Below are 23576 nucleotides of genomic sequence, written 5' to 3' on the forward strand. Positions count from 1 at the left end.
ACTCAGCATTGGGCTGGAAAAGCCCTGTCGCATTCGAAAGGAAAGTGGCTTAAACGAGCACTTGGGGCGGCACAAAAACGGGACAGGTCCAAACGCTGTCGCTCCTTAATTGGGTCTTTGCCACTCCGGGCGACCTTACGCCATCGTTCGGCACTGTTACGGACTTCTTTCAGGCCCACTTCCGTAAATGAACCGAGACCCATTTCGCGTCGTCTGCCGTGGATTTGGACCCGCAGAAACCATTGCCCGCCGCCATCAGCGCGTTTGTGCAGCCAAAGCCCGCCACCGTCGTTGTATTTTCCGGGAGGCGCTGTCTTTACCTTGACTGCCGTGAGTTTGTTTAGTGCAGGCATCGATCCACCTTCATGTCCACCCTGTATTCAGGGACACAGTGAAACACTTGGAGCTAAAGGGAAACAGTAAAGTACCCGCAAAGCACTGTCCTTGCGCAATTTTTTCCACGCCGGTGGATATAGGGGGACAAGCAGAAATACAGGGCAACGGTACTTCAAGGCATCTCGACCGCACCAAATCTTTTCGCATCCTGTGAAGCACGGATCAGCTTATGCGAAGCAGGCTTTGCCGTTCTGGTCTGTTCTCTTGCATTGCAAATCCGAGGCCCGTAACTAAGCCAGGTGTCGGGAAGCGCGCCATACCTCTGCAATGATGCGATTTTTCCCTTCGTCCTGAGTTTGCGAGCCAAGGTTGCGGGTAGGTGCGATGAGACTTGTCATATCAACGATGAAAGACGAGGGGCCGTTCATCCTTGAATGGATCGCCTATTACCTTTCGATCGGGTTCACGCATTTCATAGTCAATTCGAATGACTGTTCTGATGGCACCGATGCGATCCTGAAAAGATGCGAGGAACTGGGTTTTCTGGTGCATATCGATAACCCCGGTCCCTGGAAGCATGGGCCGCAGGCGTCGGCCTATGCGAACGCTATGGAACATCCCTGGTACGCTGAGGCCGAGTGGATTCTGGTTTGTGATGTCGACGAATTTCTCGATATCCGTGTTGGGGACGGCACGCTGGACGATATGTTTCGCACCTTTCCACATGCAGACGGATTTGCCGCGATATGGCAGATGTTCGGACACAATGGGATTGTCGAGTTTGAAGACAAGTTTGTGATCGAACAATTCACATCTGCAGCAGAGTTGGGGGTGGTCACACCGCAGAATGTGCGTGCCTTCAAATCGCTTGTCAGAAACAACGGGTCTTATCGGGCAATCAACACACACCGTCCGCGTGGCCCAATCGCCGGCAAGGCCGAAAGCTTTGCATGGATTGATGGTGACGGAGATCCCTTGCCACCTGCAATGCGGCGAAACGGTTGGTCTCATTCCACGACTGGCGCGGCCTTTGGGCAGCAGTTTTTCAGGATGAACCACTATGCCGTTCGGTCCATTGAGAGTTATCTGATGAAGCGGCTGCGGGGGGATGTAAACACAACCGCGTTTCATCCCAAGATGGAGGCGACGGGACAAGCCTATTGGCACATGCATTGCTTCAACAAAGTTGAAGAATTTTCGATCCTTTCCAAATTGGACCGCCTTGTAAAATCGTATGATGAACTACGTGCGGATGGTGTTCTGGGAGTCTTGCACGAAAAAGCTGTTGCTTATCACAAGCGCCGTATCTCGGAGATACGTGAAACAGAGGCCGCGCAGGGATTCATAACTCGGTACAAGAATTTTGCCGGGGGGCGATATATCAAGGCGCTGGATCTGGGCGTGATGGAAGAAGGCGATCTTTCCTTTGATGCCGAGACCTACAAAGACCCCGAAGTTTCTTTCGCGCAAGTTGCGAAATGGACGCGCTTGGGCAAGATGTCCAAACCTGAAAACTCAAAACCCAATAACTACCCTTGGTTTACCCGGCTGGATTCTCTGGGAACGGCCATGGAGTACGAAGAAGCGGCGGCGCAGCATGCATTAATCACTAATGCAAAACAGGTGGACTTGCCGTTCGATCCGAAGGACCCATCTTTCCTGCCGCCAGTGTCTCCGGAGGTTGAACGAACGAAAGAGCAGCGACAGCGGTTCTTGCGGTCAATCAGCGGCAAGAAGAACTGGGTTTTGATCGGGCATGTCGAAACCGAAATTGTAGAAGAAATACTCGCATTGGATGCAGTTGCTCAATTGACGATCATCGGGCCATGGGGGCTGTCGTGGGATACATTCGCCTGCAAGGATACGACGCAAGACAGTAATCTACAGGCCCTGGATCGCACGTTCTATGCATTGCTGGAGTACTTCCGCGAACCGATCATTGCGGGGCGTCTGAGGGTCTACCGGGCGCTGCCGCCTTTGATGCTGAAGCTGTTTCAGGATCAAAGTGTGGGCGTCGTGATCATACGCGGCGTTCGCGCCGAGCGTGTCATGTTGCAATTGCTGAACCGGATCGACAGGGTTCTGGCTCCGGGCGGAAGTATCGCTTTTACATCCTACAGGCGGGGCAAAGGGTCTTATTCCGGAATGTCTTCGGCTATTAACCGTTTTCTTGCGAGTAAAGCGAGTGACTATCGGATTACAAGCCTCGAGCCTCCGTGGCTTGGTATCGACAAGTTGCCACCACTTTCCAAAAACGACACATAGCTTCTGGTTCTTGAAGCAACGACATGTTAGCCATTGCCCAATAAACAAAACGGGTTTCGTGTGAATTCAATACCCGTCTGCAAGTGAGGTCGAGATGTCAAACGAACCCAGAGTGATCGGTGCTGTTCCCGGCAGCCAGAATAAACCGAACGCAGACAAGGCAACCAAGCGCAAGAATACAAAAGACGCGATACGTCGTACGTTCCTGACGCGCCTTCCCAAGGGCGGGGTGGCTGTTGAGATCGGTGTCTGGCAGGGCGAGTTTTCTCCGACAATCCTCAAATTGCTTGAACCCAGTCAGTTGTTTCTGATCGATCCCTGGAAACATATTGGCGAGGAATCGCATACAACGGCGTTTGTCGGTCGGACCGAAGACGAAAAGATGGAAGCCATCTTCCAGAAGGTCGTCGCGTCCTTCGAAAAAGAGATCGAGGAAGGCAAGGTTGGCATCATTCGCGATTTCTCGGTGCCGGCATTAAAGCTCTTTGACGATGAGAGCATTTCATTTGCCTATGTCGATGGGGATCATTCTTACGAAGGAGTAACTGCGGACCTGGAGGCGTTGTTTCCCAAGATCAAAGCGGGTGGGATCATGGCGTTTGATGATTACCACCGTCGCGGTTGGTGGGGCGACGGGGTGATCCGGGCCGTCAACGAGTTTCTGGGCAAACACCCCCGTGAATTGCGTATCCGGGCAATTGCTGGTGCGCAGATCGCTATAGAAAAAATCACTCCGCAAGACGACAGCAAGAAACAGGGCGACTAAGCGTCTGGGGTGAATGGCAGTGACGAACAAGCCTGAAAAAATCCTCATCTCTGCAATGAAAAATGAGGGCCCATATATTCTGGAATGGGTGGCTCATCATAAAGTTTTGGGTTTCGACCAGATCATTGTTTACACCAACGATTGCACGGACGGTACGAACAGAATTCTGCGCCGTCTTGAGGCCCTGGGTCATGTTGAGTTTCACAGAAACCGCGTGGGAACAGGCGGGATTCACAGATCAGCTCTGAGGCAGGCCCGCCGTTTGCCCGTTGTGAAAGAAGCCAAGTGGGTCTATGTCTGCGATGCGGATGAGTTTCTGAATATTCATGTCGGAAACCATAAGGTGGACGACCTGATCGAGGCCACACCGGGTGTGGATGTCATTTCCATTCCATGGAAGATATTCTCGAACAGCGGTCGCCATGTGTTGCGCGACGCGCCAGTGACGCAGCAGTTTTTCGATGGTGAGTTGGAGTATGAGCAGGGCGGGGCGGGGCGCCGGTTCGTCAAATCGCTTTTCCGGCAGGGTGAAGTCTATCTCCGCTATGGTATGCACAACCCGCATCCCAAGTCCGAGTTTGAGGCAGGTGTATTCCGGTCCGTTCCCGGGGGGCACGCGAAAGAGCCCGCACCTTTTGGGAACCATGTTGCACCGCCTTTTGGATTTGAGATTGCACAGATCAATCACTATGCGGTCCGCTCCACACAAGCCTATCTGGCCAAGCGCAGCCGTGGGCGGGCCAACCACTCCTCCCAGACGCTGGGAACGGAATACTGGGACCGCTGGAACCGGGGTGGCGCGACGGATGAGACGATCCTCAGGTACAAGGGCGAAGTTGACGCACTGATGGCGGAGTTTCAGTCCGATGGGCGGCTAGCTCGGCTTCACCGAAAAGCATTCCTGTGGCACAAGGCGTTGATCGAAGACCTTCTCAAACAGCCAGAATACAACGCGCTTTACCAGACGCTTGTTAATAAGCCGGCTGTTGAATTTGTTGCTAAAGACCGCGGATTGCACGCGCGTCTTTCGGCAGACAAGCAACCGTCTTCCAGCGTAAAACAGCCTGAATCCTGAAAAACCCGCCTTCGGAGAAACTGCATATGGCCGCGGAAAATACTCTTCCCACAATCGGAATGCTCTGGTTGGAAGGTCCTCTCAGTTTTCTGGAGCAGATGTGCCTTTTGTCTTTTGTCGCGAACGGACACAGGGTCGTGCTGTTCCACTATGACGAAGTCGAGAATGTACCCGAAGGTATCGAACTGGTTTCGGCGAACGAAGTTCACGAACCGCAGCGGTTCATTATGAACAACCAGTTCAAAACACCGGTTCCGCAATCTGATATTTTCAGGCTGCAGCTGATGCAAAAAACCGATTTTCTCTGGTGCGATACGGATGTGATTTCTTTGAAACCGATCCCGAAAGCGGATCATATTTTCGGCTTCTTCAATCGCAATACGATCTGCAATGCGATCATGCGGTTGCCGTCCGACAGCCCCGCGCTGAAAGCGTATACGGAATACAGTCTTGATCCATTCCCGATCCGTCCTTGGGTAGAAGGTGAGGAACGCGAGAATCTGGAGCGCCAGAAAAAGGCCGGTGAGTTGCCTCATGCCTCGGATCAGGCACACAGTGTTTACGGACCCGGTGTCATGACGTGGTTTCTGCGACATCATGGCGAGATAGAACACGCCAGCCCACCCCCGGTGTTTTACCCGTTGCCGTTTCGGCAAACGGGGCAGGCGAACGACATTCCAGCGCGGGAGTTTCGAAAAAAGTACCTTACGGATCAGACGCAGGCCGTCCATCTTTGGGGCCGTCGGATGCGTTGGTGGATTGCCAAGGGTGTAAAACGTCATTCATTTCTGGATCGAAGGCTGCGCGGTTTGGGGATCAGTCCTGCCAATGCACCTTTGCCACGCAGAGGGCGGGGCGCGCCGCAGAAAATTGAGTTTCCCGACTCGCTTCCGGATTTGCGGATCAGCAAAGAGGAAATCAGTGAGGCCACCAACGGCGTGATGTCCGTAGCTCAGGTCGCAAATTCTGAGCAGTTCTTCAAATTGGCCCAGGTTGAATTGGATAAGATAAAAGACAAAGGGCTTTATGGGGTGAATGACAAACCCCAATCGGGTCATCAGCGAGGTTGGGATCACTATGCCAATGACGCATTGCGGTTGAATGCCATGTCTATGTCATTGTCGAGGTTTGCCAACAATCAGCGCTATTTGCCTGACTTGAGCAACCCCAAGACCGTGACTGAGAAGATGCTGGTCATGAAGCTGTTTGCCGAGATGCCCGAAGTGTCGGCGGCGGATAAGTTGACGGCGGAAAGTTATATCCCAGAACCAGCCAGGAACCTTGTTACACCGGTGAAGCGCTATTGGGTTTCATCGTCGCCTGAGTTGCCGGAAGACCTCGACCTAGAGCCCGGCAGCTATTGGCTCAAATGCAATAACGGGCAGGGGCAAAACCACAGGATCACCTGGCCCATGAACACAGAAGACCGCAACCTGGCCCAGGAGAAGCTTACCAATTGGAGCAATAAACCCATTCCCCACGGCTTCTGGGCGGCAGAATGGTGGTATTCCACGATCGAAACGCGCTATTTCCTTGAAGAGGATCTGGCGGCAGAAGGTCAGGACATCATCGACTGGAAATTCTGGGTTGTCGCCGGAAAGGTCCAGATTGTTCAGGTCGACCGGGACCGCTCTCGGGGGCATGTGCAGATGATCCACGACCGGGATTTCAACTTCATCCCGAAAGAGCTGTATTTCCAGACAAGCGATGACACCGAGCCCAAGCCAGAGGTGTTTGACGATATGGTCGCAATTGCCGAAGCCGTCGGACAACGTGTCGAGTTTGCGCGGGTGGACCTTTATGTAATTGGCGACAAGATTTATCTGGGCGAAATCACGCTCTGCCCGTTTGGCGGAAAACGCAAGATGCGTACGCCCGAACTGGATGTGCAGATGGGTGAGGCCTGGGTCGGCACCCGTCTGTTCCCGAACTGATCCGGTTACTCGACGGCGATTTCCTGACGCAGCTTTCCTGTTGTCTTGTCATAGATCAGGACGCGGTTGTCGTCGGTCACGACCGCATACCAGTTGGATCCAATGGTCAGGGCCTGCGCTCGGGCACCATCGGGTAAGTCGATCTGATCCGGCAGGGTGGGGGTGCGGTCTGATAGGCGGATGACAATCAGGGCGAATGTCACTAGAACCCCGCCAATCATCACCGCGGTCAGCAGCATGACCATCCGCCGCAGTAATCGTAGCTGCGGGGTTTCCTGCGGTTCTTGGGGTTCGGAAGGGACAGTCATGGGCACCCGCCAGATTGAGTTTCAGATCGCGGCCGATCCGCCGCCTCGCCTTGATAAGGCGCTTTCGCGGGATGTGCCAGACGGTGAAAACCTGTCGCGCACGCGGTTGGCGCGCCTGATCGAGGATGGCGCGGTTCGGATCGACGGGACCCGGACTCAGGACCCAAAGGCCAAAGTGTCCGAAGGGGCGCAGGTCGCCATAACTGTAGCCGAGGCGGAAGACAGCCATATCGGTGCTGAAGACATCCCGCTTGAGGTTGTTTTCGAAGACGCAGACGTGATCGTCGTCAACAAGCCAGCAGGCATGGTGGTGCACCCCGCGCCGGGCTCGCCCGGGGGTACGCTGGTCAACGCCTTGCTGCACCATTGCGGTGACGCTTTGTCAGGTGTTGGGGGGGTGAAACGCCCCGGTATCGTTCACCGGATCGATAAGGAAACCAGCGGTCTTCTGGTGGTCGCCAAAACGGACGCCGCGCATCACGGGCTGGCCGAGCAATTCGCAGCACATAGCGTCGAGCGCTATTACCGTGCTGTGTGTTACGGGGTTCCGGATGCAAGTGATCCTCGTCTGCGCGGCGTCAAAGGTGTCAGCTTTGAGCCGGGAAACATCATGCGTGTGACGACCCAGCTTGCGCGGCACAAGACCGACCGTCAAAGGCAGGCGGTGTTGTTTCATGGCGGGCGCCACGCTGTGACACGCGCGCGGGTTGTTGAAACATTTGGTGCGCCTGCTGGTCTGGCTTTGATCGAATGCTGGCTCGAGACCGGGCGAACGCACCAGATCCGCGTTCATATGGCCCATGCCGGGCATGGGCTTGTCGGGGATCCGGTCTATGGTGGAAAGCGGAAACTGGCGACCAAGGCGTTTGCGCCTGCCGCCGCCGAATGCGTGTCCGGCTTTCCCCGGCAGGCGCTTCACGCCGCCGTATTGGGGTTCGAGCACCCGGTGACCGGCGAAAACCTGCGGTTTGAAGCCGAACTGCCGCAAGACATGGAGAACCTGATTGCCGCGCTTCGTGCACCGCTGACATAATAAGCAAAGTCCTGTGAGTAAGAGTTTCTTATCTTTCCTTCATGAAAGATTAATTTCAGACTGTTAGCAGCACCTCTTGAACAGGATGGGTTCTTTACCCATATCCTATGTTAAAGACTTAAACATTTGTCGGAGGGACATCATAATGGCAAATTACGCAAATCTCCCCGCGCCGACGCCCGAGGGCGGCCTGAACCGCTATATGCAGGAGATTCGCAAGTTTCCCCTGCTTGAGCCAGAAGAAGAATACATGCTGGCCAAGCGCTGGGTTGAAGAGCAGGACACAGAAGCCGCGCATAAGATGGTGACATCGCACCTGCGGCTGGCGGCCAAGATTGCCATGGGATATCGCGGCTACGGTCTGCCGCAAGCCGAAGTGATTTCCGAAGCCAATGTGGGCCTGATGCAGGCGGTCAAACGTTTTGACCCTGAAAAGGGTTTCCGTCTGGCCACCTATGCCATGTGGTGGATTCGCGCCTCGATTCAGGAATATATTCTGCGGTCATGGTCGCTGGTGAAACTGGGCACAACTTCGGCGCAGAAAAAACTGTTCTTCAACCTGCGCAAAGCCAAGGCGCGCATCGGTGCACTGGAAGAGGGCGACTTGCGCCCCGAAAACGTCGCGCAAATTGCCAATGATCTAGGCGTGACCGAAGAGGAAGTCATCAGCATGAACCGCCGCATGTCCGGCGGGGACGCGTCTCTGAACGCCACGGTCGGGTCTGAAGGTGAAGGCACGATGCAATGGCAGGACTGGCTTGAGGATGAAGACGCCGACCAGGCCGGAGATTATGAGGCGCGCGATGAGCTGGAAGCGCGTCGCGAGTTGCTTGCTGCGGCGCTGGACGTGTTGAACGACCGTGAAAAGGACATCCTGACCCAGCGCCGGTTGCTGGATCAACCGGTTACGCTGGAGGACCTCAGCGCCCAATACAATGTCAGCCGCGAGCGGATCCGTCAGATCGAAGTTCGCGCGTTCGAGAAGCTGCAAAAGAAAATGCGGGATCTGGCACGTGAAAAAGGGATGCTGGGTGTCAGCTGACCACAATGCCAGCCTGCAATAGCTGCGGGCTGGTATTTCATCTGTGCGAAGAAACCGCCTCTTCGCGCACATGCCCGGCGCGTCCTGACAGATCATTTCCTGCTGAACGCGTATGACCGCTATCCGGACTGTGAAGCCAAAAGAATGGCCGCAGGGCCAAAGCTATGGTACTGCAAGGACGCGTTTCATTTCGATGAAGGTGTGACAGGTCGATCCTGCGGATCTCGCAGGGTCACGAACCCTTTGGGGTTCAAACATCTATGGAGAGCGTTATGCAAAAACCGGTTCAGTTTGGCGTGTTAGGTGCCGCGAAATTCGCGCGTGAATACATGGCACCGGCGATACATGCCGCCAACGGGGCGCGACTGGCTGCACTGGCGACGTCAGATGCGGCAAAGGCTGAACCTTTTTCGTCTTTCTGTCCCGATCTGAACGTGTTCAAAAGCTATGATGCGCTGTTGGCGGACCCTGGTATTGATGCGGTCTACATACCACTGCCCAACCATCTTCATGTGGAATGGAGCCTGAAAGCGTTGGATGCCGGCAAGCATGTGCTGTGCGAAAAGCCGATGACTATGAAGGCGGACGAGTTTGACGCATTGATCCAAAAGCGCGACGAAAGCGGCTTGCTTGCCGCCGAGGCGTATATGATCGTGCATCACCCCCAGTGGCAACTGGCACGTAAACTGATTGCGGATGGTGCAATCGGCAATCTGGTGCACGTAACCGGAGCGTTCAGTTTCGACAATCGGGCAGATACCCAGAATATTCGAAACCGCGCTGAAACGGGCGGCGGCGGATTGCGAGACATCGGTGTTTACGTAATTGGCGGAGCCCGGTTTGCAACGGGGCAGGAACCGGTGGCGATACAGTCAGCCATCCGTTGGCAGGATGATATCGACATCTTCACCGAAATTCGCGCGCAGTTCCCCGGTTTTACCTACTCAAGCTACGTGTCCATTCGGATGCATCCCCATCAGGAAATGGTGTTTCACGGGGAAAATGGCCTGATCCGCCTGACTACACCGTTTAATGCGCGTGTGTTTGGTGAAGCCCGGGTCGAGTTGCATCGTCCGGGGCTTGAGGTGCTGGTCACCCGGTTCCCCGGCGCAGACCATTACAAGCTTCAGGTCGAGGCCTTCTGCCGCTCGGTCAGGGAAGGGGCAGAATATCCCTGTCCGCTGGAATTCTCTCGGGGGACGCAAGAGGTGATTGACCGCGTGTTCGAGGGCGCAGTTTCGCTGTAACTTGCCCTTTGCGCGCAGGCTCGGCTATCCTTTTGCTTACGTTTAGCAGGAGATGACCCATGGCCGGAGGCTGGGCGCGCGACGGCGCAGTGAGCGAACAGATCGAAGCGTCGATTTCGGATGAACTGGCGCGGATGCAGGCGCAAAAGCGGCCTGTTGGTGAAAGCCTGACCCATTGCGCCGAATGCGAAGAGCCGATCCCTGAAAAACGCCGCGTTGCTTTGCCGGGCGTGAAGCTGTGCCTTGAGTGCCAGCAGGAACGCGATGGTGCGTTCAAGGCACGTGGCGGCGTCAATCGGCGGGGGTCGAAGGACAGCCAGTTGAAGTGATCTCAGGTGCGGCTGCTTTGAGCCTATTTTGTCGGATGCTGCGTCGTGCATGAATGTCTGGCTCCAATGCAAGCAGGATGCGTTGCTCTCCGCAAAAAAGTTGCGAACGGTAGTCTCGGGCTTTGTTTACCAATTGTGAATAGAACATTTCCGGCACGTTTTCGGAGATTCCATGCAACACAGTTTCAGCCACTTCTTAAGGCACGGCGGTGACGGCAAGTACGAGATCGCGCAGCGACACGGTCATCTGATTGGCCGCCGCGTAGGATTATCGCTCAAGTCGACATTTCCTAACTACACAGCTCTACGGGCCGATTTCAGCGAACGCCTCGACCAGGTGATCTCCGAAAACACTCGGATGCTTCTGAACGCGCTGACCCCGCCTGACACAGTGCCAATTGTCTCCGAAGCTGAATTGCGGGATGTGTCAGATGCAAAGTCAGAAGCGCTCGACGCCTGGGACGCGCGTCTTGAGAGAATATTCGGCGAATACCAAAACCATCCGCAACGGTTGCGGCCACTGCGCACAGACATGGAAGAACGTCTCGTTCGGGCTTTTGCGGGAGTAATAAATCGGCTTCGGCAGGAAAGCTTGGGGATTCAGCAATACATCTGGCGCTCGCGAGATGATGCCAAGGTGCGCGACAGCCATGCGGCCTATGACGACCGCGTTTTCCGCTGGAACAATCCACCGGAGGGCGGGCATCCCGGCGAGGCACACAATTGCAGGTGCTATGCCGAGCCAGTGCTGCCGGGCGTTCAGAGCAATGTGGTACTCGCTGACTTTGCACCCACGGCAAATGGTGTCCCCGCTCTCGATCTGACGGAGGCGATGCGTGGCTTGCGCGCTCTGACGGGCGTCGGCGCGGCGCTTCTTGCGTCTGATGCGCTGCAAAACTGGACGCAAGCCATGCGTGATAGGCGCGTGGACGATGCTGGCGCGCGACTGGGGGTCGATGTAACAACTGTCGAAGGTCGCCTGGCGGCGACAGCCTATGCCCTCGTGCAGGAAGGGATTAGCACCGGCGAGTATCCGGTCCTGCCCAAGACCCCCGAATTCGCACGAATAGGGGCCGAAGCGGCAGCGCTTTATGAGTTGCTAAATCCCGGCACCATTCTTGATACAGGCGTTGGCGGTGATCCCGCGAAACAGCGCGCTTTGCAGGATTTCATCGCAGCCGCCGGGGCAGCGTTCGCGCGCGGTGAACTGCGGCTTCAGGATGGGGAACTGGCGCAAGGCTGGGTCGAAGTCTTTCCTGAGCTTGCGGAGGATGAACGCCGCTTGGGGCAACTGCCGGGTTTCACTCCGGAACGGGTCGAGCAATGGCTTGAAACCTATCCGATTGAAGAGCTTGGCCTGCCGAACCACACCGGATCGCCAATTCCTGATGATCCGACCGACAACATTGTCTCAACGCCGATCCCGGAAGAGGCGGGGCCGAATATTGTCGAAGCCCGACCTGGGGCCACAACGACACCTAGCGGCAACAGAATTCTGCCCCACGGTGGCAAAGGGGGCGGGCGAGAATATATTGGCCTCAAAGGCCACGATGTTGAGCAAATTGACGAGATCATCGCCAATCCTCGTCCAGATCTGAGCGGTATCGTTGAAGGGCGCGGCAGATACAAAGGGCAGGATATGACCCTGTTGACAGGCCAGGATGGCCATTGGGTGCTTCTTGACCCCGATGGTAACGTCTTCGCTGTAAGCAATCGTAATCTGCCGCTTGGGCACAAAGAGAACCAACCGGACGACATCATCCGTCCTCTGGAGGAGCAATGAATACACGGTTTGAAGACCTGATAGAGCAGGCACAAACAGGGGCAGGCACTGAATGGATTTCCGAAGCCGAGCTTCTGGACTTCAACGAATATCTTGCCACACGCGGCTTTGGCATTTCAAGAATGGAGGTCGCACAGGCAGCCGGTGGGACCGTCAAGCGAAATTTCGGCTACGGCATCTTGCCTGCCCCAATCGGCGACGACCCCGAACACTGGCTCAATCATTTCGATCCCCAACGTTCCGCCGCATATGTTCGCGAAACTGTTCAGTTTGCCAAAGAAGACGGCGCCCTGTTCGACTACAAGGTTTGGGCCGAGCAGCCTTAAATCACCGAGAAGCTTGGTCAAAAAAACATACGTTTCTGCCCTGCCAACCCTGAGCCGCCATTGGTGCGATCGCAGAGAAACGAGGCTTTGTCCGCTTAGCGGGCATTCAGGAGCCCCTTGGGCGTGACATTGCCAGGCATGGCAGGTTATTTCAGCAAGGCAGATGCCGCCACCCTCTGTCGAGGGCGTCTCAGCCCTCCATCGCCTCCAGCTCGTCAATGAAGCCAGAGATCATCGACAGGCCTTTATCCCAGAACTTGGGATCGCTGGCGTCCAGGCCGAACGGGGCCAGCAATTCCTTGTGGTGCATTGAACCACCAGCGCGCAGCATGTCGAAATACTTGTCCTCAAACCCATCCGCGCCGCTTTCGTAAACGGAATAGAGCGCGTTCACCAACCCGTCGCCGAAGGCGTAGGCATAGACGTAGAAGGGCGAGTGGACGAAGTGCGGGATGTAAGCCCAGAAAGTCTCGTACCCGTCCATGAATTCAAATGCGGGGCCAAGGCTTTCGGCCTGAACGCTCATCCACAGGGCGTTGATGTCATCCGGGGTCAGCTCGCCCTCGCGCCGGGCGGTGTGCAGCTTGCATTCAAAGTCGTAGAAGGCAATCTGGCGGACCACCGTGTTGATCATATCTTCGACCTTGCCGGCCAGCAGTACCTTGCGCTGTTCCGGGGTTTCGGCCTGGTCCAGCATCTTGCGGAATGTCAGCATCTCACCAAAGACTGAGGCGGTTTCCGCCAGTGTCAGCGGGGTGGATGACAGCATCTCGCCCTGACCGGCGGCCAGCACCTGATGGACGCCGTGACCCAGTTCATGGGCAAGCGTCATCACATCGCGCGGTTTGCCCAGATAGTTGAGCATCACATAGGGGTGGACATCGGTGACCGTCGGATGGGCGAAGGCCCCCGGCGCTTTGCCCGGTTTCACCGCCGCGTCGATCCATCCTTTTGAGAAGAAAGGCGCCGCGATTTCACCCATCCGGGGGTCAAAGGCATTATACGCGTTCATCACCGTCTTTTGGGCCTCTTCCCAATTCACGATACGCGTGTCTTCCATGGGCAGGGGCGCGTTGCGGTCCCAGACCTGCATGACGTCCAGTCCAAGCCACTTGCGCTTCAGCTCATAATAGCGATGGCTCAGCTTGGGGTAGGCGGCCACGACCGCCTCGCGCAGGGCCTCGACCACCTCGGGCTCGACATCATTCGACAGGTGACGCCCGGTCTGAGCGGTCGGCATCTTGCGCCAGCGGTCGACGATTTCTTTCTCTTTGGCCTGCGTGTTGTGAACGCGGGCAAAGGTTTTGATATTGTCCTGAAAGACCGAAGCCAGTTCACGCGCCGCGGCCTCACGTTTCGCGCGGTCCTGTTCCGTCAGCAGATTCAGGGTGCCTTCGATGTTCAGTTCTTCACCGTCGACATGGAAGGCCAGTCCGGCAATCGTTTCGTCGAACAGACGTTCCCACGCGTCGCCGACAACCCCCAGATCATGAAGGAACTTTTCCAGTTCATCAGACAGCTGATAGGGCTTCATTGCGCGGATGCGACGGAACACAGGTTCGTAGCGGGCGAGATCCGTGTTCGCCGCAAAATGCGCTTTCAGAACAACGTCTTCGATCCGGTTGATCTCGAGCGTGAAGAACACAAGCGGAGTGGTGAAGATCGTGATCTTTTCCTGCATGTCCGACAGGAATTTGGCGCGCTCTGCATCTGTGGTCAGTTGATAATAGCGCAGACCGGCAAAGGACATGATACGCCCGGCGATGGCGTTAATCTTTTCGTTGCGATGCACACAGGTCAGCAGGTCTGCGGCCTCCAGACCGGCCAGCTTGCCTTCGTAATCAGCAGCAAACGCGGCACATTCACCTTCCAGCCAATCCAGATCGCGCGCTAATTCGGGTGCGTCTTCCGAGGTATAGAGATCGCTCAGATCCCATTCCGGAAGATTGCCCAGATTGCCGGAACCACCGGTTGCGTTCGCGTCACGGACAGGGAAGGGAAGGTTGCGCATGGGTCACCTTTAGTAGACTGCTTTTGCAAACATCTAGGGCTGGCGCGCCCGGATCACAAGCGGCCAATCCCAAAGGTGAAAAGGTTTACGAGGAAACCAGCTTGGAAGCGCCATTGGCCTGGTTGGCCAGAAAATGCGCCGCGATCTGGTCCAGAACAGGCCCTCGAACCTCGGGTGCTTCCATCAGCACCTCGTGTTCACCATCCGGAATTTCGATCAGCGTTCCGTTGGGCCAATTGGCCATGCGCGCACGAATTGCCTTGCGGTCCACAATTTGCTCATGGCTGCCCAAAAATGTCAGGCACGGAGTTTTCGGGGCGGGCTGTTCCATCAACCATGCACATTCGTCCAGCGACTCGCGCAGCCACAGGTTTGAAGGGGCACCCAGCGCGAGTTCAGGATGTGCGTTCAACTGATCCTGCATCATCCGGTACATGTCCGGGTCACGGGTCAGCATATTTCCCTCGAAAGGTTGCGACAGAACATAGCTTTTGAGCGTTGTGGTGGGGGGTGTGCGCTCGCCCAGGCCAAGTGCTGTGCCCCAATAGGCTGTCACGCGGCTTAGGGGTTTCATGACCGGAGTGAAGAAAATTCCCCACATAGGGCCCGTGAAGGCACATGCGGCAAAGCAGCCATTCTCGATGACGGCACGCAACCCGATTGCACCGCCCATCGAATGCCCAACCACGTACCACGGTTTCGGCAGGTCCAGCGCGCCTGCAAGTTTCAGGGTGACCTGAACGTCCTGCTGGTAATCGGTGAACTGATCGACATGTCCGACCCGAGCATCGTCCAGCAACCGATCTGCAAGACCCTGACCGCGCCAGTCGACAGCCAGCATGGCGAACCCACGCTCTACGAATTCGCTGGCAGTATTGCCGTATTTTTCAATGTATTCGGTGCGTCCCGGAAACATCATGACAGTGCCATGTGCCTTTCCGTCCGGAAGCCAGTGAGCAACGCGGATGCGTTTTTGATCCGACGTCGTCAACCAGTGGGCCTTTCCACCGGCGGGGCCGCCGGCCACGTCTTCAAACAAAGGGGCCGGCGAGAACTCCATCAGGCCAGTACCGATGCCAGCTTCATGGCAACACCCATGTCGCCATCAATGCTCAGCTTGCCGGACATGAACGCACCTGTCGGGTTCAATTCACCGCTGAGGATCTGTTCGAACGTGTCGGCATCCGCGCTGAGGGTGACATCAGCATCGTCGTCGCTGACCCGCGCACCGTTAGAATCCAGGACAATGGCACCCAGATCGGCGATATCAAACTTGGCCGAGGCATCAAACGCGCCGCCTTCCAGTTTTTCATTCAAAGCGGCGGCTGCCTTTTCAAGAGTCTCGCTCATGTTTTTCCTCATATTGTTAGTGCGCCGTGAATGGACATCCCCGGTCGCAACGCTACACTGACTATTGTTATGAGCATTGCAATCTACAATCTCAAAGGTATCGTCGCGGCACTTTTTGTCCTAGTCACGATTTCCTCCACTTGCCTCGCGCAACAGGCGGATTTGCGCGATGAGGGCGAATTGCTGCAAAAACTTGCCCAATCGACGCCCGAGCAGGCCATTGCTCTGGATCGGCAGTTGCAAGCTCTGTGGGCCCGGTCCGGTTCAGCATCGGCCGATCTGCTACTGGAACGTGGCCGCGAAGCGTTGGATGACGGTGACGTAGGTGCGGCACTGGAACATCTGACCGCCCTGACGGACCATGCGCCCGATTTTGCTGAAGGCTGGCACCTGCGCGCTTCGGCCTTTTTCGGGATCGAACGGTTTGGCATGGCCGCTGCCGATCTGGAACATGCCCTGACCCTGAACCCCAACAATTACGAGGCAATCTATGGTCTGGGCCTGATCTTTGAGATTATCGGACAACCCGACAAAGCCTACGACGCCTATTCACGGGCATTGGCTATACATCCCCACCACGAAGAAGTAACCAATGCGGTGAATCGACTGAAGCCGCAGATCGACGGCGCAGCGCTGTAAGGTCCGGGCAGGGGGCAAAGGTGAGCGGGTCATCCCGAATAGTGGCCGTATTGGGCCCTACGAACACAGGTAAAACCCATTACGCAATCGAACGGATGCTGGGATACCGCACAGGTGTCATCGGTCTGCCGCTGCGTCTGCTTGCGCGTGAGGTCTATGACAAGATCGTCGCCATCCGCGGGCCATCGGTTGTTGCTTTGGTTACCGGCGAAGAGAGGATCGTGCCGCCCCGGACTCAGTATTGGGTCTGCACGGTCGAGGCGATGCCCGAAGGTATGGGTGCGGATTTCGTGGCGATTGATGAAATCCAGCTGTGTGCCGATCCCGAGCGCGGCCATGTCTTTACAGATCGCCTGCTTCGGTCGCGCGGAACAAACGAGACGCTTTTTCTTGGTTCTGACACGATGCGCGGCCCGATTGCGGCGCTGGTGCCCGAGGCGCAGTTTGTCCGACGCGAGCGGATGTCGCAGCTGGTCTATTCCGGTTCGAAGAAACTCAGCCGGATGCCGGCCCGCAGCGCTATTGTCGGGTTTTCGGTTGAGAATGTGTATGCCATCGCGGAGCTTCTGCGCCGTCTGAAAGGTGGCGCGGCGGTGGTCATGGGTGCCCTCAGCCCGCGGACGCGGAATGCTCAGGTGGAGCTTTATCAGAATGGCGAGGTCGATTACCTGGTCGCCACAGATGCCATCGGTATGGGCTTGAACCTGGATGTAAACCACGTTGCATTTTCATCCCTGACCAAATTCGACGGGCGGCGGATGCGCCCGCTGGCCCCGAATGAGCTGGCCCAGATCGCAGGCCGGGCCGGGCGCGGGATGTCGGACGGCACCTTTGGCGTGACCGGAGAGGCACCGCCGCTGGACGAAGGTGTCGCGCAAGCAATCATGGACAGCCGGTTTACGCCGATGAAAAAGCTGAACTGGCGGAATGCCGCTCTCCGGTTCGGTTCGATTGATGCGCTGATCAGCTCGCTTGAGGTCAGCCCGAGTGACGAACACCTGATCAAAGCCCGCCCTGCTGATGACCTGAATGTGTTGAAATCGCTGTCACAACAGGCCGAGATTGCCGCCCGCGCAAGTGACGGTCCATCCATCCGATTGCTGTGGGATGTGTGCAGAATCCCTGATTTTCGCGGCATCAGCCATGCAGAGCACGCCAGCCTGCTGGAAGTGATCTATGGCCACCTGCACGAACGCGGCAGTATTCCCGATGATTTCATGGCCCGGCAGATACGGCGGATTGACCAAACCCATGGGGATATCGATGCGTTATCCAAAAGGTTGGCATATATTCGCACCTGGACATATGTTGCGCAACGAAACGGTTGGGTGCGTGACGAATCACATTGGCGTGACGAAACGCGCACTGTAGAAGACAGGCTGTCTGACGCACTACATGAGCGACTGACTCAAAGATTTGTGGACCGGCGTACATCGGTTTTGTTGCGGCGGCTCAAGCAGAAGGAGGCCCTTTTGGCCGAAGTAAATGACAAGGGTGAAGTGACCGTCGAAGGCGAATTCGTCGGTCGTCTGGAAGGGTTCCGGTTCAGCCCGGACAAAAGCGCGCAAGGAACCGAGGCGAAAGCGCTCAAATCGGCATCCCTGCAAGCACTCGCGCCGCAATTCCATCTGCGTGCCGATCGCTTCTACAATGCGCCCGATACCGAAATTGATTTCACCGATCAGGGTGGCCTGATGTGGGGCGAATATGCCGTTGGCAAATTGGTTGCCGGGGCCGAACCTCTCAAGCCCGTGGTCGAGGTTTTTGTGGATGAGGCCGCCGGTCCGGATGTTGAACAGAAGGTGCGGCGCCGGTTGCAGCACTTCATCGACCGCAAGATCGCTGCGCTGTTCGAGCCATTGCTAAATCTGTCGCGCGATGAGGAACTCAACGGGCTGGCCAAAGGATTTGCCTTCCGCATGGTCGAGGCGCTGGGTGTTCTTCCGCGCGCCGGTGTCGCGCAAGAGGTCAAGGATCTGGATCAGGACGCCCGCGGCGCCTTGCGCAAGCACGGTATCCGGTTTGGCCAGTTCACCATCTTCATGCCGCTCTTGCTGAAGCCCGCACCGACGCGTCTGCGCCTGGTGTTGTGGGCGCTGTATGGCGGTTTGCAGGAATTCCCCGAAGCACCGCCTCCGGGGTTGGTAACAGTGCCGGTCGCCAAGGATGCACCGCAGGGTTACGATACCATGTGCGGCTACCGCGATGCGGGCGACCGATCGATCCGTATCGATATGCTGGAACGTCTGGCGGACATGCTTCGTTCGGAAGATAGCCGTGGCGGGTTCGAAGCCAAGCCGGATATGCTGTCGATCACTGGCATGACGCTTGAACAGTTTGCAGACCTGATGCAGGGGCTCGGCTACAAAGCCGAGCGCGGCGAGCGTGACAAGGTCAAACCGGCCCCGGTAGAGCAGCCTGAGACAGAGGCGGCTGAACAAGCCGTTATCGATGAGACGCCAGCACCTGACACGGCCTCAGAAGAGGTCGCCGCGCCAGCCGAGGCCACCGAAAGCACTGAGGCGGCAGCAGAGGTCGTCGCAGAAGGTCAGGTTGCGGAACCTGCGTCGGATGAACCCGAGGTTGAAGTGTTCTACACCTTCACCTGGGGTCGTCAGCGCCAGCCGAACCGTGGCCCGCGCCGCGAGCCGGGGCAGGGCAAGGGGAAACCACGGGGCAAACCGCAGGACGGCCGTGGCAAACCGCACGGCAAGAAGGGCGGCAAGCCGCAGGGTGCCAAGACCTTCTCGTCACGGCCACCGAAAAAGGAAAAGGCCATTGATCCCGACAACCCGTTCGCCGCAGCGCTTATGGGTCTGAAGGACGGCAATTGACGCAAGATGGCCGAGGCCAAACTGCGAATTGACAAATGGTTGTGGCAGGCGCGGTTCTTCAAGACCCGCAGCCTTGCCGCCAAACAGGTCAGTGGTGGCCATGTCCGGCTGAATGGAAACAGGGTGCTGAAACCGGCGCAGGCCGTGGTCCCCGGTGACGTTCTGACCTTCTCGCAGGGCCGCATTGTCCGCGTTATACGTGTGGAAAAACTGGGGGAACGCCGCGGTCCGGCGCCCGAGGCGCAAACGCTGTACTTTGATATGACCGAAAAGCAGGAAGCGCCTCCTGTAAATCCGGGTTTCGAGGGAAAAGGTCGACCAACCAAGAAAGATCGACGCGCTATTGATCTTTCTCGCCCGGAAGATCACTGATCCTGTCTTGAAGAGCGGGCCAGACTGAATTAGCTAGTCGCTCAAACCGCAAACAGGAATCCGACCATGACCTATGTAGTCACCGAAAACTGTATCGCCTGCAAATACACCGACTGTGTCGAAGTGTGTCCGGTGGACTGTTTCTACGAAGGTGAAAATACGCTGGTCATCCATCCTGACGAATGCATTGACTGCGGAGTGTGCGAGCCCGAGTGCCCCGCCGACGCGATCCGCCCCGATACCGAGCCGGGTATGGAGGAGTGGGTCGAGTTCAATCGCAAGTATTCCGAACAATGGCCGGTGATCGTCACCAAGAAAGACCCGCTGCCAGATGCGGAGGAGCGTGACGGTGAAGAGGGCAAGATGGAGAAGTATTTCTCGGAAGCGCCCGGCGAAGGCGGCTGAGTGATTCGTTCCAAGCAGCCTGTTTTTGACATAAAGGTCGCAGTACAACCTGTTGAATCAAGGTTGAATACAAAAGATTCCCGTAAGGTAAACTTTCGGGCGTCGTAAATTTGTGATATACTATTTCCACATGATGACCGAGATTGGGATGCGCTCCGTAAGTATGCTCACTTTGGAGTTTTGAATTTGTGACAATATCGCCGCCTGACGGGGCTGAGACAGTCCCCGCATGTGGTGCTTTTGTTGTCCGTGTCCCGTCCGCTAGCAAGGAAAAAACTGAATGACAAAGTCGAAAAAGCTCGAGTTCCGCCCGAACGACTATGTTGTCTACCCCGCCCATGGCGTGGGCCAGATTATCTCGATCGAGGAACAGGATGTCGCGGGATTCTCGCTTGAGCTGTTCGTCATCTCATTTGAGAAAGACAAGATGACGCTGCGCGTGCCGACCAACAAGGTGACCGAATCCGGTCTGCGGTCGCTCAGCTCGCCCGATGTGATCAGTCAGGCGATGAAAACGCTGAAAGGCAAGGCCAAGGTGAAACGCGCCATGTGGTCCCGCCGTGCGCAGGAATATGAACAGAAGATCAACTCGGGTGACCTGATCTCGATCGCCGAAGTGGTCCGTGACCTGCACCGCACCGATGATCAGCGCGAGCAGAGCTATTCCGAGCGTCAGCTATATGAAGCTGCCTTGGAACGTCTGACCCGTGAGGTCGCGGCTGTTTCAGGCGCTGGCGAGGTGTCAGCTGCCAAGCAGGTTGACGAGGTTCTGACCTCACGCGCAGCCTGATCGAAGGTACTTTGACAAAACGGGCCGTTCCAAATTTGGGGCGGCCTTTTTCGTGGCTTGGTGATTTGTTCAAGTGGCGCTAATTTCACTGTGTATGCAGCAGATTACCGGACGCACATGAAGCAGACTGTGAAATACCTGTACATCGGACACGACCCTGTTTCGGTCTGGTTTAGGTATGCGCTGATCCTGTTCGATGTTGCGACAATCATTTTCTTTGTCGGGACGGCGCACATCCCGCATGGGCCGGGCTTAACCGTTGCAAGCCAACTGGTCGGTGTGCTGATTTTTCTGGATTTCTCTGCGCGGCTCTGGATCTCAAAAGACCGCTGGAGATTTTTGCGCCAGATTTACACAGTGGCGGATATCGTGGTCATCCTCTCGCTGGTGCTTGATCCGTTTTTGACAGGCAACCTCGCTTTCCTGCGGATTTTACGTGCCCTGCGTCTGATCCATTCATATCACCTGCTCTGGGATCTGCGGCGCGACAGCCGTTTTTTCCGCACGCACGAGGACGCAGTTATTGCGGCGATCAACCTGCTGGTCTTTGTTTTTGCCACCTCGACGGCCGTTTTGGTATTTTTTATCCCCGAAGACGCGCAAACGCCTTACATAGACGCGCTGTATTTTACCATGGCGACGCTCACCACGACCGGGTTTGGCGACATCACTTTGGTCACACCGGGCGGCAAAATGTTTTCCGTCTTCATTATGGTCGTTGGCGTAGCCTTGTTCGTCCGGCTGGCGCAGGCGATTTTCGCGCCACAGAAGGTCCGCCACAAATGCCCCAGCTGCGGGCTGTACCGGCACGACCCCGACGCCGTGCATTGCAAACATTGCGGCGATACGTTGCGAATTGAAACCGGGGGCGCGTCTTAGATCTGGGCGCTGATGGCAAGCAGAAATGTGATTTCCGCCAATTGTTGTGATGCGCCCAGAATGTCTCCGGTTTGACCGCCGATCTTGGTCTTCGCGACGAGCCCCAAAACAGCGACGATCAAAGCCGCGCAGACTATCGCGTTAAGCGCCAGACTTCCGCACAAGCTGTAAGCGACCAGAATCGCGATGCCCACAGCGATACAGGCTGATCCTGCGCCGGGGGTGCCAACTGAATGGCTCAGGCCCGACTTTCTGGCGTTTGGAAGAAGAACCATTAGAGCTGGCATCAGGGCGCGGGAAAATACGCAAGCTGCAACAACCATCCAGATCGGACCAACAGCCAGCATGGTGGAAATCGCGGATATTCGTAAAATCTGCGAGATCATCAAGGCAAGCACGCCGTACGTTCCAATCTGGCTGTCCTTCATGATCTCCAGCCGACGTTCAGCGGTGAAACCGCCCCAAAGCCCGTCGAACGTGTCGGCCAGACCATCCTCGTGCATAGCGCCCGTCAACAGGATCAGTACCGCGACCAGCAACGAGGCTGCGACAAACGGGGGCAGTTGAAACCCCATCGCCAGCCAACCGGTCAGGCATGCCAGCCCGCCAACGACCAGCCCAACCAGTGGAAATGCCCATACCGATTGTGCCTGCCGGGCAAACACGGCTTTGGGCAAACGGGGCAGGGGCAGGCGGGTCAACAGCACCAGGGCCAGCGGAACATCCCACAGGGAAAACGGTTTGGTGTCGTTTTTTTGCACGCCCGTGCCTTTCGGGGTCTTGTTGGTTTCGATCCTTCGGTTAAACACGCAGGACCACTCTGATGCAATGAGGCTTTCATGCTGCCTGAACTGAATGATTTGAACACGTTCCGTGCTGTCCTGGCGGGGGCTCCGGGCCCGGATGCCGCTGCGGTGCAGGGCGCGGCCGAACGAAATGGACAATTGACCAAACCCCCTGGTGCGCTTGGTCGGCTTGAGGATCTTGCGGTCTGGTATGCAGGATGGCGAGGGGACGCCCGTCCACAAATCAGCGCGCCTCAGGTCATTGTGTTTGCCGGAAATCACGGTGTTACCGCGCAGGGTGTTTCGGCCTTTCCGCCGGAAGTAACCGTGCAGATGGTGATGAATTTCGAACATGGCGGGGCGGCGATAAATCAGTTGGCAAGGGCGGCAGGCGCGAAGATGGATGTTCACGCGCTGGATCTGGACAAGCCGACCGCGGATTTCACCCAAGCCCCAGCCATGACAGAGGATGAATTGCTGGCCGCGTTGCGCACTGGCTGGCTGGCCGTTGATCCGCAATCCGATCTTTTGGTGGTCGGCGAAATGGGGATTGGCAACACCACCCCGGCTGCGGCTATTGCCTGCGCGCTGTTTGGTGGCGACGCGTCCGATTGGACAGGGCGCGGAACCGGTGTGGATGACGCCGGTCTGGTCAACAAAACCCGTGTCGTGGCCGAGGGCGTCGCGAAACACACGTCGAATGATGGTCTGGACATCCTGCGCTGTCTTGGCGGGCGCGAGATTGCTGCGATGGCGGGTGCAATTGCTGCCGCGCGGGTGTTGCGCATCCCGGTGATCCTGGACGGGTTCATCTGTTCGGCCGCCGCAGCCTGCTTATGGAAGCTGTCCGATGGCGCGCTGGATCATGCCGTGGCAGGCCACCAAAGCGCCGAAGCGGCCCATGGTGCCGTGCTGGCAAAATTGGGTAAAGAGCCGTTGCTGAGCCTTGGCCTGCGGTTGGGCGAAGGGTCCGGCGGGGCCTTGGCGATCAACATTCTGAAAAGTGCCGTCGCCTGTCATTCCGGCATGGCTACCTTTGCCGAAGCTGGGGTTTCTGACGGCTGAAC

At 56.8% G+C, this 23576-nt stretch carries 23 protein-coding genes; 17 read left to right on the top strand and 6 right to left on the bottom strand.

Translation table 11 applies throughout. The annotated features are described in order from the left end of the window. Positions 1-2: 2 nt before the first annotated feature. Positions 3-353, bottom strand: coding sequence for an Arm DNA-binding domain-containing protein (locus tag ACR0M9_RS00005; RefSeq protein WP_480772578.1), 351 nt, complete (start codon positions 351-353; stop codon positions 3-5). A 367-nt stretch (positions 354-720) separates the two neighbouring features. Between ACR0M9_RS00005 and ACR0M9_RS00010 the strand changes: the two genes are divergently transcribed. The 4 genes from ACR0M9_RS00010 (at position 721) to ACR0M9_RS00025 (ending at position 6376) form a co-directional block, all read left to right on the top strand. Then, positions 721-2601: a glycosyltransferase family 2 protein gene (locus tag ACR0M9_RS00010; protein ID WP_480772579.1), complete on the top strand. Its 1881-nt coding sequence runs from the start codon at positions 721-723 to the stop codon at positions 2599-2601. Positions 2602-2695: 94 nt separating this feature from the next. Beyond that, positions 2696-3367, top strand: coding sequence for a class I SAM-dependent methyltransferase (locus tag ACR0M9_RS00015; protein ID WP_209595900.1), 672 nt, complete (start codon positions 2696-2698; stop codon positions 3365-3367). A 55-nt stretch (positions 3368-3422) separates the two neighbouring features. Further along, a complete protein-coding gene (locus ACR0M9_RS00020) occupies positions 3423-4442 on the top strand; it encodes a glycosyltransferase family 2 protein (protein WP_480537608.1) in 1020 nt (339 codons plus the stop codon). A gap of 26 nt (positions 4443-4468) precedes the next feature. Continuing rightward, a complete protein-coding gene (locus ACR0M9_RS00025; protein WP_480772580.1) occupies positions 4469-6376 on the top strand; it encodes an ATP-grasp fold amidoligase family protein in 1908 nt (635 codons plus the stop codon). 5 nt (positions 6377-6381) lie between these two features. On the opposite strand, the gene ACR0M9_RS00030 is transcribed toward ACR0M9_RS00025, so the two are convergent. After that, positions 6382-6684: a DUF6476 family protein gene (locus tag ACR0M9_RS00030; protein ID WP_209504220.1), complete on the bottom strand. Its 303-nt coding sequence runs from the start codon at positions 6682-6684 to the stop codon at positions 6382-6384. On the opposite strand from ACR0M9_RS00030, the gene ACR0M9_RS00035 reads away from it, so the two are divergent. The 6 genes from ACR0M9_RS00035 (at position 6683) to ACR0M9_RS00060 (ending at position 12444) form a co-directional block, all read left to right on the top strand. Further along, positions 6683-7717: an RluA family pseudouridine synthase gene (locus ACR0M9_RS00035; protein ID WP_480772581.1), complete on the top strand. Its 1035-nt coding sequence runs from the start codon at positions 6683-6685 to the stop codon at positions 7715-7717. The genes ACR0M9_RS00030 and ACR0M9_RS00035 overlap by 2 nt on opposite strands. 145 nt (positions 7718-7862) lie before the next feature. Then, positions 7863-8759 (top strand): RNA polymerase sigma factor RpoH, encoded by an 897-nt coding sequence (gene rpoH / locus ACR0M9_RS00040; protein WP_267366971.1) that lies wholly within the window; start codon positions 7863-7865, stop codon positions 8757-8759. A gap of 272 nt (positions 8760-9031) precedes the next feature. Beyond that, complete coding sequence (locus tag ACR0M9_RS00045; protein WP_480557237.1) at positions 9032-10006, top strand: Gfo/Idh/MocA family protein; 975 nt, start codon at positions 9032-9034, stop codon at positions 10004-10006. 59 nt (positions 10007-10065) lie between these two features. Beyond that, positions 10066-10335: a DksA/TraR family C4-type zinc finger protein gene (locus ACR0M9_RS00050; RefSeq protein WP_480583687.1), complete on the top strand. Its 270-nt coding sequence runs from the start codon at positions 10066-10068 to the stop codon at positions 10333-10335. A gap of 172 nt (positions 10336-10507) precedes the next feature. Continuing rightward, the gene (locus ACR0M9_RS00055; protein WP_480772582.1) at positions 10508-12118 is read left to right on the top strand and encodes a phage minor head protein; all 1611 of its coding nucleotides are present in this window, start codon (positions 10508-10510) and stop codon (positions 12116-12118) included. After that, positions 12115-12444, top strand: a complete 330-nt coding sequence (locus ACR0M9_RS00060) for a hypothetical protein (protein ID WP_480508082.1) — start codon at positions 12115-12117, stop codon at positions 12442-12444. The genes ACR0M9_RS00055 and ACR0M9_RS00060 overlap by 4 nt, the downstream gene beginning before the upstream one ends. Positions 12445-12634: 190 nt before the next feature. Here the strand turns inward: ACR0M9_RS00060 and ACR0M9_RS00065 are convergent, their stop codons facing one another. The 3 genes from ACR0M9_RS00065 to ACR0M9_RS00075 all read right to left on the bottom strand — a co-directional run bounded on the left by ACR0M9_RS00065 (position 12635) and on the right by ACR0M9_RS00075 (position 15805). Next, entirely contained in the window at positions 12635-14455 is a 1821-nt protein-coding gene (locus ACR0M9_RS00065) for a M3 family oligoendopeptidase (protein WP_480772583.1), read from the bottom strand. Positions 14456-14540: 85 nt separating this feature from the next. After that, entirely contained in the window at positions 14541-15515 is a 975-nt protein-coding gene (locus ACR0M9_RS00070) for an alpha/beta hydrolase (RefSeq protein ID WP_267364481.1), read from the bottom strand. After that, positions 15515-15805, bottom strand: a complete 291-nt coding sequence (locus ACR0M9_RS00075) for an SCP2 sterol-binding domain-containing protein (protein WP_209504212.1) — start codon at positions 15803-15805, stop codon at positions 15515-15517. The genes ACR0M9_RS00070 and ACR0M9_RS00075 overlap by 1 nt, the downstream gene beginning before the upstream one ends. Before the next feature lie 69 nt (positions 15806-15874). Between ACR0M9_RS00075 and ACR0M9_RS00080 the strand changes: the two genes are divergently transcribed. The 6 genes from ACR0M9_RS00080 to ACR0M9_RS00105 all read left to right on the top strand — a co-directional run bounded on the left by ACR0M9_RS00080 (position 15875) and on the right by ACR0M9_RS00105 (position 21724). Further along, positions 15875-16444 (top strand): tetratricopeptide repeat protein, encoded by a 570-nt coding sequence (locus tag ACR0M9_RS00080; protein ID WP_480537624.1) that lies wholly within the window; start codon positions 15875-15877, stop codon positions 16442-16444. Positions 16445-16464: 20 nt separating this feature from the next. Further along, the gene (locus ACR0M9_RS00085) at positions 16465-19278 is read left to right on the top strand and encodes a helicase-related protein (RefSeq protein WP_480481372.1); all 2814 of its coding nucleotides are present in this window, start codon (positions 16465-16467) and stop codon (positions 19276-19278) included. A 6-nt stretch (positions 19279-19284) separates the two neighbouring features. After that, positions 19285-19650, top strand: coding sequence for an RNA-binding S4 domain-containing protein (locus ACR0M9_RS00090; RefSeq protein WP_480481370.1), 366 nt, complete (start codon positions 19285-19287; stop codon positions 19648-19650). 66 nt (positions 19651-19716) lie between these two features. Further along, complete coding sequence (gene fdxA, locus ACR0M9_RS00095; RefSeq protein WP_170616129.1) at positions 19717-20055, top strand: ferredoxin FdxA; 339 nt, start codon at positions 19717-19719, stop codon at positions 20053-20055. 280 nt (positions 20056-20335) lie between these two features. Further along, positions 20336-20845: a CarD family transcriptional regulator gene (locus ACR0M9_RS00100; RefSeq protein WP_209504207.1), complete on the top strand. Its 510-nt coding sequence runs from the start codon at positions 20336-20338 to the stop codon at positions 20843-20845. Between the two features lie 117 nt (positions 20846-20962). Next, positions 20963-21724, top strand: a complete 762-nt coding sequence (locus ACR0M9_RS00105) for a potassium channel family protein (protein WP_480481368.1) — start codon at positions 20963-20965, stop codon at positions 21722-21724. Here ACR0M9_RS00105 and cobS read toward each other — a convergent pair. Further along, the gene (gene cobS, locus ACR0M9_RS00110; RefSeq protein ID WP_480772584.1) at positions 21721-22485 is read right to left on the bottom strand and encodes an adenosylcobinamide-GDP ribazoletransferase; all 765 of its coding nucleotides are present in this window, start codon (positions 22483-22485) and stop codon (positions 21721-21723) included. The genes ACR0M9_RS00105 and cobS overlap by 4 nt on opposite strands. 78 nt (positions 22486-22563) lie before the next feature. On the opposite strand from cobS, the gene cobT reads away from it, so the two are divergent. Further along, positions 22564-23574: a nicotinate-nucleotide--dimethylbenzimidazole phosphoribosyltransferase gene (cobT, locus tag ACR0M9_RS00115; RefSeq protein WP_480481364.1), complete on the top strand. Its 1011-nt coding sequence runs from the start codon at positions 22564-22566 to the stop codon at positions 23572-23574. Positions 23575-23576: the final 2 nt, after the last annotated feature.

The sequence above is a fragment of the Ruegeria sp. CH2 genome (genome assembly GCF_056537065.1).

What these genes read in the sequence shown, in the direction of transcription:
- ACR0M9_RS00050 (WP_480583687.1), top strand. Translation starts at nt 10,066, where the DNA reads ATGGCCGGAGGCTGGGCGCGCGACGGCGCAGTGAGCGAACAGATCGAA.
- ACR0M9_RS00015 (WP_209595900.1), top strand. Translation starts at nt 2,696, where the DNA reads ATGTCAAACGAACCCAGAGTGATCGGTGCTGTTCCCGGCAGCCAGAAT.
- cobT (WP_480481364.1), top strand. Translation starts at nt 22,564, where the DNA reads ATGCTGCCTGAACTGAATGATTTGAACACGTTCCGTGCTGTCCTGGCG.
- ACR0M9_RS00070 (WP_267364481.1), bottom strand. Translation starts at nt 15,515, where the DNA reads ATGGAGTTCTCGCCGGCCCCTTTGTTTGAAGACGTGGCCGGCGGCCCC.
- ACR0M9_RS00010 (WP_480772579.1), top strand. Translation starts at nt 721, where the DNA reads ATGAGACTTGTCATATCAACGATGAAAGACGAGGGGCCGTTCATCCTT.
- fdxA (WP_170616129.1), top strand. Translation starts at nt 19,717, where the DNA reads ATGACCTATGTAGTCACCGAAAACTGTATCGCCTGCAAATACACCGAC.
- ACR0M9_RS00105 (WP_480481368.1), top strand. Translation starts at nt 20,963, where the DNA reads ATGAAGCAGACTGTGAAATACCTGTACATCGGACACGACCCTGTTTCG.
- ACR0M9_RS00055 (WP_480772582.1), top strand. Translation starts at nt 10,508, where the DNA reads ATGCAACACAGTTTCAGCCACTTCTTAAGGCACGGCGGTGACGGCAAG.
- ACR0M9_RS00020 (WP_480537608.1), top strand. Translation starts at nt 3,423, where the DNA reads ATGAAAAATGAGGGCCCATATATTCTGGAATGGGTGGCTCATCATAAA.
- ACR0M9_RS00090 (WP_480481370.1), top strand. Translation starts at nt 19,285, where the DNA reads ATGGCCGAGGCCAAACTGCGAATTGACAAATGGTTGTGGCAGGCGCGG.
- rpoH (WP_267366971.1), top strand. Translation starts at nt 7,863, where the DNA reads ATGGCAAATTACGCAAATCTCCCCGCGCCGACGCCCGAGGGCGGCCTG.
- ACR0M9_RS00035 (WP_480772581.1), top strand. Translation starts at nt 6,683, where the DNA reads ATGGGCACCCGCCAGATTGAGTTTCAGATCGCGGCCGATCCGCCGCCT.
- ACR0M9_RS00080 (WP_480537624.1), top strand. Translation starts at nt 15,875, where the DNA reads ATGAGCATTGCAATCTACAATCTCAAAGGTATCGTCGCGGCACTTTTT.
- ACR0M9_RS00005 (WP_480772578.1), bottom strand. Translation starts at nt 353, where the DNA reads ATGCCTGCACTAAACAAACTCACGGCAGTCAAGGTAAAGACAGCGCCT.
- ACR0M9_RS00065 (WP_480772583.1), bottom strand. Translation starts at nt 14,455, where the DNA reads ATGCGCAACCTTCCCTTCCCTGTCCGTGACGCGAACGCAACCGGTGGT.
- ACR0M9_RS00025 (WP_480772580.1), top strand. Translation starts at nt 4,469, where the DNA reads ATGGCCGCGGAAAATACTCTTCCCACAATCGGAATGCTCTGGTTGGAA.
- ACR0M9_RS00075 (WP_209504212.1), bottom strand. Translation starts at nt 15,805, where the DNA reads ATGAGCGAGACTCTTGAAAAGGCAGCCGCCGCTTTGAATGAAAAACTG.
- ACR0M9_RS00060 (WP_480508082.1), top strand. Translation starts at nt 12,115, where the DNA reads ATGAATACACGGTTTGAAGACCTGATAGAGCAGGCACAAACAGGGGCA.
- ACR0M9_RS00100 (WP_209504207.1), top strand. Translation starts at nt 20,336, where the DNA reads ATGACAAAGTCGAAAAAGCTCGAGTTCCGCCCGAACGACTATGTTGTC.
- ACR0M9_RS00030 (WP_209504220.1), bottom strand. Translation starts at nt 6,684, where the DNA reads ATGACTGTCCCTTCCGAACCCCAAGAACCGCAGGAAACCCCGCAGCTA.
- ACR0M9_RS00045 (WP_480557237.1), top strand. Translation starts at nt 9,032, where the DNA reads ATGCAAAAACCGGTTCAGTTTGGCGTGTTAGGTGCCGCGAAATTCGCG.